We start from the raw sequence: 16,338 nt of genomic DNA, 5'->3' as shown, positions 1-16,338 counted from the left end.
GGGCCGACGGCAGGGTCAGCGCGGCGAACTTCCGGCCGCGGACTGCGCGCGTGACTGCCGGTCCTTCTCTGGGCCGGGGACGGAGCGCCTCCCAGCATCGAGCCATGACCCACACCGTGCGCGAGGAAGTCCCTCGGAACCTCAAGCCGTTGCTGCGCAACCGAGACTTCGTCCTGCTGTGGCAGGCCGCGGCGGTCTCGGGGCTGGGCTCCAACGCCTCGAGCGTGGCCTACCCGCTGCTGATCCTCGCGCTGACCGGCTCCCCGGCCGACGCCGGGCTCACCGGCTTCATCGCCCTGCTGCCGCAACTGCTGTTCCAGTTGCCGGCCGGAGCGCTGGTCGACCGCTGGAACCGGCGGCGGACCATGATCATCTGCGACGTGCTGCGCGGCCTGGCCGTCGGCAGCGTGGCGGCCGCCCTGCTGCTGCACCGGCTCTCGCTGCCGCACGTGCTCGCGGTCGGGTTCGCCGAAGGGACGCTGACGGTGTGCTTCCGGATCGCCGCCTCGGCGGCCGTCCCCAATGTGGTGCACCCCTCCCAGCTCGCCGCCGCGCTCTCCCGCAACGAGGCGCGGGCGCGCGGCGCCGCGATGCTCGGCCAGCCGCTGGGCGGCGTGCTCTTCGGCCTGGGCCGGGCGGTGCCGTTCCTCTTCGATGCCGCCACGTACCTGTGGTCGCTGGGCGGCCTGCTGATGATCCGCCGCGAGTTCCAGGCCGAGCGGCGACCGCGAACCGCCCCGCTGCACCGCGAACTCACCGAGGGCGTGCGCTGGTTGTGGCGCCAGCCGTTCCTGCGTACGACCACCTTCCTGATCGCCGGGAGCAACCTGCTGTTCCAGGCGCTTTTCCTGACGGTCATCGTGATGGCCCGCGGGCGGCACGGCTCGTCCGCCGCGATCGGCGTGATGTTCGGGGTGGCGGCGGTGGGCGGGGTGCTCGGCTCGCTGCTCGCGCCCGCGGTCGAGCGCCGGCTGTCGATGCGGGCCGTGGTGATCGGCGCCAACTGGGCCTGGGCCCTGCTCACCCCGGTGCTCCTGGTGGTGCGCGACCCGTACCTGATCGGCGTGGTGTACGCGTTGATGTGTTTCGTCGGTCCCGTGTGGAACGTGGTCATCTCGGCCTACCAGCTGGCCGTCACGCCCGACGCCATCCAGGGCCGGGTGCTCGGCGCGGTCGGCCTGGTCGCGTTCGGCGCCATCCCGCTCGGCTCTCTGGTCGGCGGCCAGTTGCTGGCCTGGCTGGGTGCGGACGCCACCGTGTGGGTGCTCGCCGCGTGGATGGTCCTGCTGGCCGCGACGGCCGCGCTCAGTCCTTCGGTGCGCTCCGCCCCCACGCTGGCCGGAGCCACGGCGCGTGCCGACGAGCCGGAGCCGACGCCGACCGCCTGACAGCCGACCCACGAGAGCCGCCCCCGAGCGGCGCACGGCTCCCCGCCGTGCGCCGCGCTTCGCCGTTGCCCGCCGGCAGCCTCGTCGTACGGCCCGCCGCCCAGGACGCCGCCCGACCGTGCATGAGGACGGGGACGCGGAAACGTCCGCCCGCCGCCCCCGAGGGGGTGGCGGGCGGACGTGCCGGGCCCGGGGTTCAGCGGTCTTCGCCCTCCTCCGCCAGCAGGGCGGCGACCTCCTCGTCCGTCAGCTCGGCGATCTGCGCCTCCAGTGCCTCCAGCAGCACCTGGCTCAGGGCGGCCACCGTGGTGGCCTCGAAGAGGCAGCGCAGCGGCAGTTCCACGTCGAAGACGGCGACCAGCCGGGCGAGCACCCGGGTGGCGAGCAGCGAGTGGGCGCCGAGGACGAAGACGTCCTCGTGCACACCGATCCGCTCGATGCCGAGGATCTCCGCCCATACCTCGGCCACGATCTCCTCGGTCGGGTTGCGCGGCGCCTGGTAGACGCGTTCCAGCAGCTCGCCGGCGGTGGCGGGCTCCGGGAGGGCCTTGCGGTCCACCTTCTTGCTGGTGGTCAGCGGCAGCTCGGACAGGGTCGTCCAGAGCGAGGGCACCATGTACGAGGGCAGCCGCTCGCCGGCCCACTCGCGCAGCTCGGCGACGTCCGGGCCGCCGTTGCCGCGCGGTACCAGGTAGGCGACCAGCCGACGGTCGCCCGGCCGGACGTCGCGGGCGACGACGGCGACCTGGCGCAGCCCGGGGTGCTGCGCCAGCACCGCCTCGATCTCCCCCAGTTCGATGCGGAAGCCGCGCAGCTTGATCTGCTGGTCGATTCGGCCGAGGAACTCGATGGTGCCGTCGGCGAGGTAGCGCACCAGGTCGCCGGTCCGGTAGAGCCGGCCGCCCGGCACGTCGCCGAAGGGGTCCGGGACGAACTTCTCCGCGGTGAGCCCGGGGCGGCGGTGGTAGCCGCGGGCCAGCCGGACACCGGCGAGGTGGAGTTCGCCGGGCACCCCGACCGGTACGGGGACGCCGGCACCGTCCAGCACGTACGCCCGGGTGCCCGGGACGGGGCGGCCGACCGGCAGCGCGGCCTCGCCACGGCCTGGCGGGGCCGCCGGCACGGGGTGCAGGACGCAGGTGACGGTCGCCTCGGTGGGGCCGTAGTTGCACAGGAACCGGCCGGGCAGGCCGGTGGCGGCCCAGGCCAGGGCGTCGTCCACGGTGACCACGTCACTGCCGACGTTCATCAGCTTCAGGCCGCTCAGCCGTTCGTCGCCGGGCCGGACGTGCTGCATCACCTCGCGGTAGTACGCGGGGGTGATCTCCATGACGGTGATGCCGTGTTCGGCGACCCGTCCGGGAAGTTCGGCGGGGCTCCAGAACAGCGGGTCGGCCACGACGACGGTCGCGCCGGCCAGCAGGGTGGCTGCTATCTGGTCCATCGCCACGTCGAAGGTGAGCGCCGACAGCAGCACCACCCGGTCGCCCGGCTCGATGCCGTAGGCGTCGGCGATCACCCGGCAGTGGTGGGCGTAGGAGCCGTGCTGGATCAGCACGCCCTTGGGCTGCCCGGTGGAGCCCGAGGTGTAGATCATGTACGCCAGCTGGTCCGGCGCGGCCTGCGGCGGCAGGTCGTGGTCCGGGCGTTCAGCGATCCGTCCCGCCTCCGCGTCGACCAGCACCAGCGGGTCGCGGGCGACGGCGGAGAGCCGCTCGGCGAACCGGCCGGTGCTCAGCACGGCCCGGGCGTCCAGCTCGTCCAGCATGAACGCCAGCCGCTCGGCCGGGTGTTCGGGATCGATGGGCACGTAGACCCCGCCTGCCTTGAGCACCGCGAGCAGCGCCACCACGACATCGGCCCCGCGCTCCATGCAGACGGCGACCGGGCGTTCCGCCCCGACACCCAGCTCGCGCAGGTGGTGGGCCAGCTGGTTGGCCCGGGTGTTGAGCTCGGCGTAGCTGAGCGAGGCCGGTCCGAACGAGACGGCGACCGCGTCGGGCATCTCGGCGGCGCGCCGCTCGAACAGGGCCGGCACGCACGCCTCCGGCAGCTCGGCGCCGGCCGGGTTCCAGCCGTGCACCAGCTGCTCCCGCTCGTCCTCGGTGAGGATCGCCAGCCGGCTGAGCGGGGCCTCGGGCCGCGCGGTGGCCGCGCGCAACAGGGTCAGGTAGTGCCCCGCCATCCGCTCGACCGTGGTGCGGTCGAAGAGCGCCGTGGCGTACTCGAACAGCCCTTGCAGACCGCCGTCGGCACGGCGGCCGAGCGAGAGAGTGAGGTCGAATTTCGCGGTCCGCCAGGGCGAGGGGACCCGCTCGACGGTCAGGCCGTCCAGCCGCAGCGGGGTGCTCTGGACGTGCTGCAGCTCGAACATCACCTGGAACAGCGGGTTCCGCGACAGGTCCCGGTCCGGCTGGACCTCGTCGACCAGGCGCTCGAAGGGCAGGTCCTGGTGGCTGTAGGCGGCGACCACGTCTTGGTGGACCCTGCGCACCAGCGCCGCGAAGCTCGGGTCGCCGCCGAGGTCGGCGCGCAGCACCACGGTGTTCACGAACGAGCCGACCACGTCCTCCACTTCGGGCCTGGTCCGGCCGGCGGTCGGGGTGCCGACGCAGACGTCCGCCTGCCGGGTGTAGCGGGCGAGCAGCACGTCGAAGACGGCGAGCAGCACCACGAACGGGGTGACCGCTTGGCTGCGGGCCAGGTCCGCCACGGCCTCGGCGAGCTCGTCGGGAACCGCGAGGGCGAGCAGGTCGCCGCGCGGGTCGCGGACGGCCGGGCGGGGCCGGTCGGTGGGCAGCTCCAGCGGGGTGAGCCCGCCGAGCCGCTCCCGCCAGTGTGCGAGCTGGGCCTCCGGAAGCTCACTTCGCGACCAGCGGTGCTGCCAGGCCGCGAAGTCGGCGTACTGCACCGGTGGGGCGGGCGGCAAGCTGCCGCCGGTGAGCCGGGCCCGGTACAGGAGCCCGAGGTCGCGGGTCAGCAGGCCTTGGGACCAGCCGTCGACGGCTATGTGATGGGCTGTCAGGACGAGTACGTGCTCCTGCTCACCGACCTTGACCAGCAGGGCGCGCAGCGGCGGTTCCCGGTCGAGGCGGAACGGCCGGGCGGTCTCGGCCTGCACCAGCTCCTCGGCCCGAGCGGCGGCCTTCTCCGCCGGCAGGCCCGAGAGGTCCACCGGCGCGGCACCGAGGACGACCACCGGGTCGATCACCTGTACCGGCTCGCCGTCCGGCGCCGGGTAGCGGGTGCGCAGCACCTCGTGTCGGGCCGCCAGGTCGTCCAGTGCGCCGACCAGTGCGGCGGTGTGCAGCGGCCCGCGCAGGCGCAGCACCAGCGGCACCAGGTACTCGGTGCTGCCGGGCTCCAGCTGGTCGAGGAACCACATCCGGCGCTGGGCGGAGGAGAGGGGCAGCGTGCCGCAGCGCGGCACCGGCAGCACCGCTCCGGCCGGTTCGGCGGGCGGGGCGCCCGGGGCGGTGACCAGTTCGGCCAGGGCGGCGACGGTACGGCGGGAGAAGACCTCGGCGACCGGGATCTCGACGCCGAAGGCCGCCCGCAGCCGGAAGACCAGCCGGGTGGCGAGCAGCGAGTGGCCCCCGAGGGCGAAGAAGTCGTCGAGCGCGCCGATCCGCTCGCGGCCCAGCAGCTCGGCGTAGACCTCGGCGATGGTCTGTTCGGCGGAGTCACGCGGCGCGAGGTACTCCCCCGCCGCGGTCAGCCCGGCCAGCCCGGGCAGCGCCTCGAGGTCCACCTTGCCGCTGGCGGTGAGCGGCAGTGCGGCGAGGACCCGCAGCACGGCCGGCACCATGGCGTCCGGCAGCCGGGCCGCCAGGTGTGCCCGCAGCGCGGCCGGGTCGTGTTCGACGCCCTCGACGGGGACGATGTGGCCGACCAGCTGCTGGTCACCGTAGACGCCGACGGCCGCCGCGGCGACCGAGGGGTGCTCGCAGAGCGCGGCCTCGATCTCGCTGGGTTCGATCCGGATGCCGCGCAGCTTGACCTGCCGGTCGAGCCGGCCGAGGTACTCCAGCGTGCCGTCGGCGCGGCGCCGGACCCGGTCCCCGGTGCGGTAGAGCCGCTCGCCCGGGGCGGCCGGATGCGGGTGGGGGACGAAGCGCTCGGCGGTCAGGTCACCGCGACCGAAGTAGCCCCGCGCCAGGCCGGTGCCGGCCACGCACAGCTCGCCGGGGACGCCGAGCGGAACCAGGCCGCCGTCCGGGTCGAGCACCAGGATCCGGGTGTTGTCGATCGGCTGCCCGATGGCGACGATCTCGCCGGCTTCCCGGCCGTCGTAGCGCCAGGAGGTCACGTCGATGGCGCACTCGGTGGGGCCGTAGGTGTTGACCAGGGTGACCGGCAGCAGGGCGAGCAGCCGGTCGCAGAGTTCCACGGGCAGCGGCTCGCCGGCGCAGAACACCAGCCGCAGCGTGTCGCAGTCGCGCAGCCCGGGCTGCTGGACGAGCAGCCGCAGCACGGACGGCACGAGCTGCAGCACGGTGATCCGGTGTTCGGCCACGGCCCGCACCATGGCGGCCGGGTCGCGGGGCACGCCGTCGGCGGCGACCACCACCGTTCCGCCGCAGACCAACGGTGCCAGGAACTCCCAGACGGAGGCGTCGAAGCCAACCGTGGTCTTCTGCAGCACCCGGTCCCCCTGGCGGAGGCCGTGCTCGCGCACCGCCCACAACACGCGGTTGCGGATGGCCTCATGGCTGATCAGCACGCCCTTGGGACGACCGGTCGAGCCCGAGGTGTACACCAGGTAGGCGGCCCCGACGGGGTCCACCGGCGGCAGTTCAACGGCCGGCCGCTCGACCGGTGCAGGCCCGGCCGGCTCCGGGTCCTCGTCGAGGAGCACCAGCCGGGCCGCGCCCTCGGGCAGTTCCCCGCGGATCCAGGACTGGCTGATCAGCACGGCGGCGCCGCTGTCGGCGAGCACGTGGGCGCGGCGCTGCGCCGGGTGTGCGGGGTCGACCGGCACGTAGATGCCACCGGCCCGGAGCACGCCGAGCAGGGCGGTGACCAGGTCGGCCTCCCGGCGCAGGCAGACCGCGACCGGGGTCTCCGCGCGCACCCCGACGGCGCGCAGATGGTGCGCCAACCGGGTTGCCCGGGCGTCGAGTTCGGCATAACTCAGGGTCTGCTCGGCGAAGACGACGGCGGGCGCGTCAGGGGTGCGGGCTGCCTGCTCGGAGAACAGCTCGGGCAGGCAGCGGGCGGGCGGCTCGACGGCGGTGTCGTGCCAGCCGTGCACCAGCGCCTCCCGTTCGGCGGCGTCCAGCGCTTCGATCCGGTCGAGCGGCAGGTCGGGTTCGCCGACCACCGCGGCGAGCAGGCGGCCGTAGTGCTCCGCCATCCCTCGCACGGTGGCGCGGTCGAACAGCGCGGTGGCGTACTCGAAGCCGCAGCGCAGGGTGCCGTCGGCCTGCGGCTGCACCGAGACCGTCAGGTCGAACTTGGCGGCCGGCCAGGAGACGGCGAGCTGCTCGACCCGGAGCCCGGGCAGGGTGAACGCCTCGCCTCCGGGCGGGCGCAGCTCGAACATCACCTGGAAGAGCGGGTTGCGGGACAGGTCGCGCTCGGGCGCCAGCTCCTCCACGACGCGTTCGAACGGCACGTCGGCGTGGGTGTAGGCGTCGAGCGCCGATGCGCGGACCCGGGCGAGGAGCTCCGTGAAGGTGGGACGCCCGCTCAGGTCGCCGCGCAGCACCAGGGTGTTGGCGAAGAAGCCGATCAGCGGGGCCGTCTCGGAGCGGGTACGGCCGGAGACGGCGGTGCCGACCGCGATGTCCTGCTGGCCGCTCCACCGGCCGAGCAGCGCGTAGCAGCCGGCGAGCAGCACCATGAACGGGGTCACGCCCTTGCGGCGGGCCAACTCGTCGACCGCCTCGCCGAGTTCGGCGGGCAGCTCGACGGCGAGCCGGTCGCCGCGCGGATCCCGCAGGCGCGGACGGCGTCGGTCGGTGGGCAACTCCAGCGGGACCAGGCCGGCCAGCCGTTCCCGCCAGTGCCCGAGCCGGGCGGCGAAGTCCTCGGTGGCGGCGTGCTCGCGCTGCCAGCGGGCGAAGTCCGCGTACTGGACGGGCAGCGGCTCGACCGCCGCGCCGGCGTAGTGCCGCGCCAGCTCGTCGGCCAGCACCTCGACCGACCAGCCGTCGCAGACGATGTGGTGCAGCGTCAGCGCCAGCACGTGGTCGTCCGCGCCGATGCGCAGCAGCATCGCGCGAACCGGGGCGCCGGCCGACAGGTCGAACGGGACCTCCAGGTCCGCGCGGATCAGCCGCAACGCCTCCTCCTCGGTCGCCGCCCGCTCGGTCAGGGTTATCCGGGCGCCGGGGTCGACGAGCTGGACCGGCTCGCCGTCGCGTTCCTCGTACCGGGTGCGCAGCACCGCGTGACGCTCGGCCAGGGCGGCCAGCGCGGAGGTCAGCGCCGGCCGGTCCAGGGGGCCGCGCAGCCGCAGTGCGATCGGCACCAGGTAGTCGGTGGCACCGGGCGCGAGGCGATCGAGGAACCAGAGGCGCTGCTGGGCGAAGGAGAGCGGCAACGGCCCGTCCGTGCCTGCCGGGGTGATCGGTGTCTGCCGGCCAGCGGTGGCTACGGCCAGGACCTCGGCGAGCCGGGCGACGGTGCCGGCCGCGAACACCTCCGCCAGCGGCACCTCGGCCGAGAGTACCTGCCGGAGCCGGAAGGCCAGCCGGGTGACCAGCAGGGAGTTGCCGCCGAGGGCGAAGAAGTCGTCGTGCACGCCGACCTCGTCCAGGTCGAGCAGCTCGCACCAGAGGGCGGCGACCGCCTGCTCGAGCGGGGTCCGCGGCGCGACCCGGTCCCCGGCCGGGTCCAGTCGGGCGCCGGCCGGGTCGGGCAGCGCCTTGCGGTCCACCTTGCCGCTGGCCGTGTGGGGCAGCTCGGGCAGCACCACGTAGAGCGCGGGCACCAGGTAGGCGGGGAGCAGCCGCTCCAGGTGGGCGCGGAGTTCGGCCACTCCCGGTCGACGCTCGCCGGCGGGCACCAGGTAGGCGACCAGCCGGGCCGCGTCCCCCGTGCCGTAGGCGCCCACCGCGGCCTTCAGCACCTCGGGGTGCTCGGCCAGCGCGGCCTCGACCTCGGCCGGTTCGACCCGGAATCCGGCGACCTTGATCTGGGTGTCGACGCGGCTGACGAACTCCAGCAGGCCGTCGGAGCGGTGCCGGACCAGGTCGCCGCTGCGGTAGAGCCGGGCGCCGGGGGTCTTGGCGTACGGGTCGGGGACGAAGCGCTCGGCGGTGAGGTCGCCGCGCCCCCGGTAACCGCGGGCCACCTGGACGCCACCGATGTACAGCTCGCCGACAGCGCCCGGCAGCACCGGCTCGAGCTCGGCGTCCAGCACGTACAGGGTGGTGTTGTCGATCGGCACGCCGATGCCCATGGGACCCTGGTCGAGCTCGCGCGCCGGGAGGGCGAGGGTGGCGCAGCCGACCGTGGTCTCGGTCGGGCCGTACTCGTTGAACACCACGGTGTCCGGGGCATGCCGCCGCCACGGCTCCAGCATCGCGCCGGTGAGCTGCTCGCCACCGACCACCAGGTGGGCTGTCGCGGTGCGCAGCGCCGCCACGGGCAGCTCCCGGCCGAGCGGCCCGAGGTGGGTCGGGGTGAGCTTCAGCAGGTCGAAGGAGTCCCGGCTCAGCAGCTGGACCAGGCCGTCGAGACCAGGCGTGCCGTCGTCAGGGGTGAGGGTGACGGTGGCGCCGGTGAGCAGCGCGGGGAAGAGCGAGGTGACCGGCAGGTCGAAGGCGACCGAGGAGTACAGCGCGCTGCCGGCGCCCTCGTCGAGATAGGTCCGGGCGGACCAGCGCACGTAGTTGACCGCGTTGCGGTGGGTCACCATGACGCCCTTGGGCTCCCCCGTGGAGCCCGAGGTGTAGATCAGGTACGCGAGGTTGTCCGGCCCGGCGCCGCTCTCGGGCGCGGTCTCCCGCTCCCCGTCCTCGACGGCCAGCACCGTCCCGGTCCAGCCCTGCGCCGACTCCCCATCGGTGATCAGCAGTTCGGCGCCGGCCCGGTCGAGCAGCCGGGAGCGCCACAGCGGCGGATGGTCGGGCGCCAGCGGCAGGTAGCCTGCACCTGCCTTGAGCACCGCGAGCAGGGCCACCACCAGCTCCGGCCCCCGGCGCAGGCAGACGCCCACCAAGCTCTCCGGCCCCACCCCGTGCGCCCGCAGCCGGTGCGCCAGCAGGTTCGCCCTGCCATCGAGCTGGCGGTACGTCAGTTCGCCGTCCGGCCAGCGCAGCGCGACCGCCCGCGGGGTGCGCTCGGCCTGCTCGGCGAACAGCTCGTGCAGGCAGCGCTCGGGCAGCGGCACGGCGGTCTCGTTGAACTTCTCGACCACGGTCAGCCGGTCCTGATGGGTCAGCAGGCCGACGCGGTGCAGCGGGCGGTCCGGGTCGGCCAGTACGGCGTCGAGCAGCACCCGGAAGGCGTCGGCCAGACGCTGTACGGTCGCCCGGTCGAACAGCGCGGTGGCGTACTGCAGCCGAGCATTGAGCCGCCCGTCGGGCAGTATGTCGGTGTCCAGCACCAGGTCGAACGGCGAGCCGGTCAGCGGTGTGCGGACCAGCTCGCAGTCGAGACCGGGCAGCGCGATCGGCTCCGGCGGCGCGGTGCGCAGCGAGAAGGACACCTGGAAGAGCGGGTTGCGGGCGAGGTCACGCTCCGGCCCCAGCTCGTCCACCACCAGTTCGAACGGCGTACCGGCGTGGCTGAGGGCGGCCAGCGTGTTCGCCGCGACCCGGCCGAGCAGCGTCCGGAAGGACGGCTCGCCGCTCAGATCGCCGCGCACCACCACGGTGTTGACGAACAGGCCGATCAGCCGCTCCGCATCGGGCAGGCCGCGGCCGGCCACCGGCGTGCCGACGGCGATGTCCCGCTGCCCGCTGAACCGGGCGAGCACCGCCTGGAGCGCGGCGAGCAGCACCATGAACCGGGTCGCCCGGCTGCGGCGGGCAAGAAGGTCGACCCGTGCCATCAGCTCGGCCGGCAGTTCGAATCGGACGGCGTCGCCGGCGCCGTCCCACACGGCCGGGCGGGGACGGTCGGTGGGCAGTTCCAGCGGTGTCAGACCCGCCAGCGCGGTGCGCCAGTGGTCCAGCCCTGCGGCCAGCCGCGGGCCGGTGAGCCGCTCTGCCTGCCAGTCGGCGAAGTCGGCGTACTGCAGGGTGAGCGGCGCGAGGGCGGCCGGCGCGCCGCCGGTGCGCTCCCGGTAGCCGGCCGCCAGCTCGGCGCCGAGCAGGTGCCAGGACATGCCGTCGAAGGCGATGTGGTGGACCACCACGATCAGCAGGTGATCGGCGGGGCCCACCCGGGCCAGCACGGCCCGCAGCGGGGGCTGCCGGGCCAGGTCGACCGGGAGCCGCAGCTCCTCCTCGATCAGCCGGTCCAGCCGAGCCTCCCGTTCGGCGGCCGGGAGGTCGGAGAAGTCGCACTGGCGGAACGGAAGTTCGGCATCGGGAGCGATGCGCTGCAGCAGCCGACCGGCTTCCTGCCGGTAGCTGGTGCGCAGCACCTCGTGCCGCTCGACGACGGCGGTGAGCGCACCGAGCAGCGCGCCGGTATCCAGGCCGCCCCGGATCCGCAGTGCCAGCGGGAGCAGGTAGTCGGGCGTGCCCGGCCGCAACTGGTCGAGGAACCAGAGCCGTTGTTGCCCGAACGACGCGCTGCGGGGCGCCCCCGCCGTGCTGTCCGTGCCGCCACGGCTGTCGTCGATCTCCACCGGCCACCTCCACGGGTCCTCACGGACGCGCACCGCGCCCCAGCGAAGCCTGTTGGCGGGCGCAAGCCCGGCACCAGGGACACAACGGCAGGGCCCGATGCCGTTCCTGCTGCCCGTTTGTCTCTTGTCGCCGTTCCCCGGCGCCCGGCAGGCTCGCCCCGTCGCAGTGCCGAAACCCGAGGGCAGGAGGGCCTGATGGCCGAGGAAGCCGCCGACACCCGTAGCTACCTGGTCGTGCTCAACGACGAGGAGCAGTACTCGATCTGGCTCGCCGACCGCGAGCTGCCGCTCGGCTGGCGGGCCGAGGGTACCCGGGGCAGCCGGGCGGAGTGCCTGGCGCACATCGGGGCCGTATGGACCGACATGCGGCCGAAGAGCCTGCGCATCCGGATGGACGGCACCGCCACCGGCGGGACCCGTGCGACCGTCTGACACCACGCCCCTCGGCGTGTTGCAGACCGTGGGCCGCACGCCGCTGGTCGAGCTGACCAGGTTCGACCCGACCGCCCGTTTCCGCCTGTTCGCCAAGCTGGAGGCCCACAACCCCGGCGGTTCGATCAAGGACCGCTCCGCGCTGGAGCTGCTGTGCGGGGCCATCAGCGAGGGCCGGGTGATTCCCGGCCGGTCGGTCGTGGTCGAGTCCAGCTCGGGCAACCTGGGCATCGGACTCGCCCAGGCCTGCGGGTACTTCGGGGTCCGCTTCATCTGCGTGGTGGACCCGCGCGCCAACCGCCAGAACATCGCCATCATGCGGGCACTGGGCGCCGAGGTCGAGGTGGTGACCACGATCGACCCGGTCAGCGGCGAGTACCTGCCGGTGCGGATCCGCCGGGTGCGCGAGATCCTCGCCGGCACCGAGCACGCCTACTGCCCGGACCAGTACGCGAACCCGCTCAACCCGCGCTCGCACCACGCGACCATGCGGGAGATCTGCGAGGCCGTACCCGGCGGCCTGGACTACCTGTTCTGCGCGACCAGTTCGTGCGGGACGCTGCGCGGCTGCGCCGAGTACGCGCGCGAGCGGCGGATCCCGGTGACCATCGTGGCCGTCGACGCCGAGGGCAGCGTCATCTTCGGGCGCGAGCCCGCGCCTCGGCTGATCCCCGGCCACGGCGCGGCCGTTCGCCCGGCGCTCCACCAGGACGGCCTCGCAGACACGGTGGTGCACGTCAGCGACCTCGACTGCGTGGTCAACTGCCGGCGGCTGGCGCACCGCGAGGCGATCCTGGCCGGCGGCTCGGCGGGCGCGGTGCTCGCCGCGGTCCAGCGGCTGGGCGACCGGATCCCGGCCGGCGCGACCTGCGCGGTGATCCTCCCCGACCGGGGCGAGCGCTACCTCGACACGATCTACGACGACGACTGGGTCGCGTCGCACTTCGGCGACGTCGCCCACCTGTGGAAGCAGCACGGTCCAGTGGCCGAGGCGGCGACATGCCGGTCCTGACGGCAAGGTCGGGTCCGCCGGTTCCTGGACGGTGCCGAGCAGCGGGTGGTCGAGGCGGTGGGCCGGGCGTACCGGCTGCACGCGGCCGAGGTCGGCCGGCAGGGCGATGAGCCGATCGCGCGCCGCCGCGGGGAACCGCACGTGGCCGGGGGCGCCGGGGCGCAGGAGCCGGTGGCCGGCAACAAGTGGACCTCCTCCTTGTCCGGCAACCTGGACGCCCGGATGGAGCGCGCCTCGGCGCTATCGTCCTCGGCTCGATGCGCACCGGTCACTCTGAGGTGCTGCGGGAGGGCTCGGTGATCTCCGCGCGGCGCACCGCGGCGAGCGCGGCGCTCGCCTCCGCGACGCACGCCCCCCGAGCGGATCGGGGGCGCCCTCGCCGCCCAGCGGCTGGTCTCGCTCGCCACCGCCGCCCCGCACCTGGACCCGCCCCCCTGCCGGCCCGGGACGCCGCTGCTGCACCCGTCCCTGCGCGACCTCGGCCCGGAGCCCATCCTGTCCAGCGTCCACATCGTCGATGACGGTGACCACGTCCGCCGCGAGTCCACCTCGCTGGCAGCCGGCCGAAGAGCAGGTCGGTCACCACGACTTCATCGCCGACTCGATCGGCTTCATCCTCACCGGCGGCCGGCACGAGCGCGGCCCCGAGGCCCTCACGGTCTTCTCGCCGTTCGCCCTGGGCGTGCTGGACCTCGCCGTCGCCGACCTGGTCCGCCACCGGGCGCAGGAACAGGGTCTCGGCACCGACGTGCCGGACCTGCCCCCACCCCGGGCTCGGTAAGCGACGGCTCCCCCGTGGCACCGGGCGGGACCGACCGGTCCGGTGCCACGGGCGGTCAGTCCCCGCACAGCGCCCGGGCGAGCCGACACAGCTCCGCGCGGTTCGCGCTGCCGGTCTTGTGGAGCAGGCTGGCGATGTGCTTCTCCACCGTGCGGGGCGAGATGGACAGTCGCTGGGCGACGTCCTGGTTCCCGAGGCGCTCCACGAGCAGCGCGAACACGTCGAACTCACGCGGCGTCACCCCGACCGACCGCAGCCCCTCGGGGATCAGCTCCCGCCCGGTGCGCCGCTGCGCGACCGGTACGCCCGCCTGCCGGATCAGCGACCGGCAGGCGCCGGCGACGGAGCGGACGCCGGCCTGGTGGAAGTACTCCTCGGCGGTCCGCAGCCAGGCGACGGGCTCGCCCCAGCCGTCGGCGAGGGCCGCCTCGGCGACCAGCCGCAGCCCGAGGTGACGGCCGGTCGGGAACTGCCGGAACTCCTGCCGCGCCCGGTCCACCAGCGCGGCGGCCTCCCGGCCGCGGCCCTCCCGCCCGAGCAGCACGGCGTCGGTGAGCACCAGGAACTGCCGGTTCCAGGCCAACGCGGCGGCCGGCGCCGCCAGGGCCGCCGCGCACGCCGTACGGTCGGCGGTGCCGCCGACGACGGCGAGCAGCGGACCGAGGCCGTACCGTCCGCTCAGGTAGAACATGTTGGGGTGCTGGTCCTCCCAGGCGGCCGCGGCGGCCAGCTCGGCCAGCGCCTGGGTGCGGTTCTCCTCCAGCAGGGCGCAGAACGCCCGGCACAGGCCGAGCAGGACCGGCATCAGGAAGGAGGTGGACTCGGCGGCTTTGTCGAACTGGAGCAGTTCCCGCTCCATCTGCCGTCGCCGGCCCTGATGGGCGGCGAGGGTGGCCGCCACCAGCAGCAGGTAGCGGTGGCCGCCGAGGTTGCGCATCCGGGCGCTCGGCTCCAGGCAGCGGTCGATGATCTCCTGTGCGGCCGAGAAGTCGGCGCGCTGCACGGCCTCCATCGCCAGCAGGCCTTCCGCGTGCTGGACCAGGGCGAGGGCGCCCAAGTCGCGGGCGGCGTCCCGCGCCTCCCGGATTCGACGCGCGTCACCGCTGCGCAGGAAGGCGTTGGCGCCGAGTCGCAGCAGCGCCTCCACCCGCCAGACCGCCAGGCTGTGCTCCTCCGCGACGGCGAGCATCCGCTCCAGGCAGGCGTCGGCGTCGTCGAAGCCGCGCTCGCGAGCCAGCAGGGCGAGCAGCTGCCAGGCCTGGCAGGCCACGACGGGGAGCTTCTCACGCTCGGCGACCTCGGCCGCCTCGCGGGCGAGTCGCTCGGTCGCGGCCGTCTCCCCGCCGTGCCCGGGGAGCAGCGCCAAGTGGGCCTCGACCACGGCCAGCGCGGCGGTGTGCCGCGGGGCCGACGGGTCGCCGAGGTGCGCGCGGGCGGCGGCCACCTGCGCCAGGGTGTCGGCGGCGCGTTCGGAGATCACCGCGGCCCAGGCGAGCCTGGTATGCAGGGCGACCCGTCCCTCGATGCTCAGCGCGTCGGCTCCCGCGTCCGGCAGCGACTCGGCCAGCGCCAGTGCCCGGTCCAGCTGCCCCGCCTCGGCCGTCGCGTGCACCAGCGACTCAGTGACGGCGGTTCGGTCGGCCGGCGCCGCCAGCCCGCGAGCCCGCTCCAGCAGCCGCACGGCGGTGGCCGAGGCACCCCCGACGAGCGCCCGGCGGCCGGCTTCGGCGTAGAGCAGCGCCGCTCCCGCCTCGTCGCCGCCCAGCAGCCGCAGCCGCGCCACCAGCTGGCAGCGGTCGTCGGAGACCGCCGGGTCCGCGGCCAGGACGGCCTCGGCCGCCCGGCGGGCGATCACCGCCCGCTCGGCCGGCGGCAGCCCGGCGAGCAGCGCCTCCGCAGTGAGCGCGTGCCGGAAGGCGTACTGGTCGACCGCGGTGGGATCGGGGACGACGAAGCCCGAGTCGGCCGCGGCGGCCAGCTGGTCGAGCAGCAGCCGCATGCTGTGTCCGGTGATCAGCTCCAGCGTGCCGATCGAGAACCCGGTGCCCAAGGTGGCGGCGAGCAGCAGCAGGTCACGCACCTGCGGATCGAGCTGCGCCAGCCGTTGCCGCAGGCCGCTGACCACGCTCACTGGAACCGCGGCCGCCAGGTCGCCGGTGACCTGCCATCCGCCGCCGTCCCGGCGCAGCGCTCCGGAACCGACCATCTCGGCGAGCAGCTCCTCGACGAGGTACGGGTTGCCGTTGCTGAGCGTGCTCAGCCGCTCGACCACGGCGGCGGGCACCTGGTCGGCCCGCAGGTCCAGGCAGCCGGCCGCGAGCGCGCCGACCTGGGGTGCACCGAGCGGCTTGAGGGTGGCCAGGGAGGCGACCCGGCGCCGCTCGGCGCCCCGGGCCAGCTCCAGGGCGGCGCCCGGCTCGGGTCGCAGCGTGGCCGCCAGCAGCACCGGCAGCCCGGCCAGGTTGTCGACCAGGTAGTCCACCACGGCGATGGTCTCCGAGTCGGCTTCGTGCAGGTCCTCCAGGACGAGCAGGCAGCCGCGGTCCCGGCCGAGCACGGCCAGCAGCCGCAGCACGGCCTCGGCCAGCTCCACCGCGCTCTCGGGGTAGCCGGGCACGGCGGTGTGCCGCCACTCCGGGAGCATCCGGCCCAGGGCCGGCCGGTAGGGCTCCAGCTCCGGGTCCTCGGGCACGCCCGTGACCCGGAAACGGGAGTTCAGCGCCTCGATGAGCGGACGGTACGGCGTCCCGGCACTGGTCGGGCTGCCGCGCCCGCGCAGCACCGGCAGGCCGAGCGACTCGGCCTGGCCGGCGCACTCCCCGGCCAGCCGGGACTTGCCGATCCCCGCCTCCCCTACCAGCAGGACCGTATGGCCCGACCCCTTCTGAAGGGCCGTCAGTACACTTTTGAACAGCCCGAGTTCGGTCTCGCGGCCGATGGTGGTCGGGGCAGTAGTGTGCACCTCCGCAGGCTACCC

General features: G+C 74.6%; 6 protein-coding genes. 4 read left to right on the top strand and 2 right to left on the bottom strand.

Features of this window, described 5'->3' with window-relative positions; translation table 11 throughout:
* Positions 1–104: 104 nt before the first annotated feature.
* Positions 105–1,388, top strand: coding sequence for an MFS transporter (locus tag ACZ7DL_RS30225; protein ID WP_470778929.1), 1,284 nt, complete (start codon positions 105–107; stop codon positions 1,386–1,388).
* Positions 1,389–1,584: 196 nt separating this feature from the next.
* Here ACZ7DL_RS30225 and ACZ7DL_RS30220 read toward each other — a convergent pair whose 3' ends face one another.
* Complete coding sequence (locus ACZ7DL_RS30220; RefSeq protein ID WP_470778927.1) at positions 1,585–11,136, bottom strand: non-ribosomal peptide synthetase; 9,552 nt, start codon at positions 11,134–11,136, stop codon at positions 1,585–1,587.
* A 195-nt stretch (positions 11,137–11,331) separates the two neighbouring features.
* Between ACZ7DL_RS30220 and ACZ7DL_RS30215 the strand changes: the two genes are divergently transcribed.
* From ACZ7DL_RS30215 to ACZ7DL_RS30205, 3 genes are all read left to right on the top strand, one after another.
* Entirely contained in the window at positions 11,332–11,568 is a 237-nt protein-coding gene (locus tag ACZ7DL_RS30215) for an MbtH family protein (RefSeq protein WP_470778926.1), read from the top strand.
* Positions 11,569–11,584: 16 nt separating this feature from the next.
* Positions 11,585–12,580 (top strand): 2,3-diaminopropionate biosynthesis protein SbnA, encoded by a 996-nt coding sequence (gene sbnA / locus ACZ7DL_RS30210; RefSeq protein ID WP_470778924.1) that lies wholly within the window; start codon positions 11,585–11,587, stop codon positions 12,578–12,580.
* 523 nt (positions 12,581–13,103) lie between these two features.
* Positions 13,104–13,361, top strand: a complete 258-nt coding sequence (locus ACZ7DL_RS30205) for a hypothetical protein (RefSeq protein WP_470778922.1) — start codon at positions 13,104–13,106, stop codon at positions 13,359–13,361.
* A 55-nt stretch (positions 13,362–13,416) separates the two neighbouring features.
* On the opposite strand, the gene ACZ7DL_RS30200 is transcribed toward ACZ7DL_RS30205, so the two are convergent.
* Positions 13,417–16,323, bottom strand: a complete 2,907-nt coding sequence (locus ACZ7DL_RS30200) for a helix-turn-helix transcriptional regulator (RefSeq protein ID WP_470778920.1) — start codon at positions 16,321–16,323, stop codon at positions 13,417–13,419.
* Between the last annotated feature and the right edge of the window lie 15 nt (positions 16,324–16,338).

This window comes from Streptomyces sp. NPDC036984 (assembly GCF_055607665.1).
This window is presented reverse-complemented; position numbering and strand designations above follow the sequence as displayed.

Excerpts from the sequence above, each read along its gene's own strand:
- ACZ7DL_RS30225 (WP_470778929.1), top strand. The coding sequence starts at position 105 with ATGACCCACACCGTGCGCGAGGAAGTCCCTCGGAACCTCAAGCCGTTG.
- ACZ7DL_RS30215 (WP_470778926.1), top strand. The coding sequence starts at position 11,332 with ATGGCCGAGGAAGCCGCCGACACCCGTAGCTACCTGGTCGTGCTCAAC.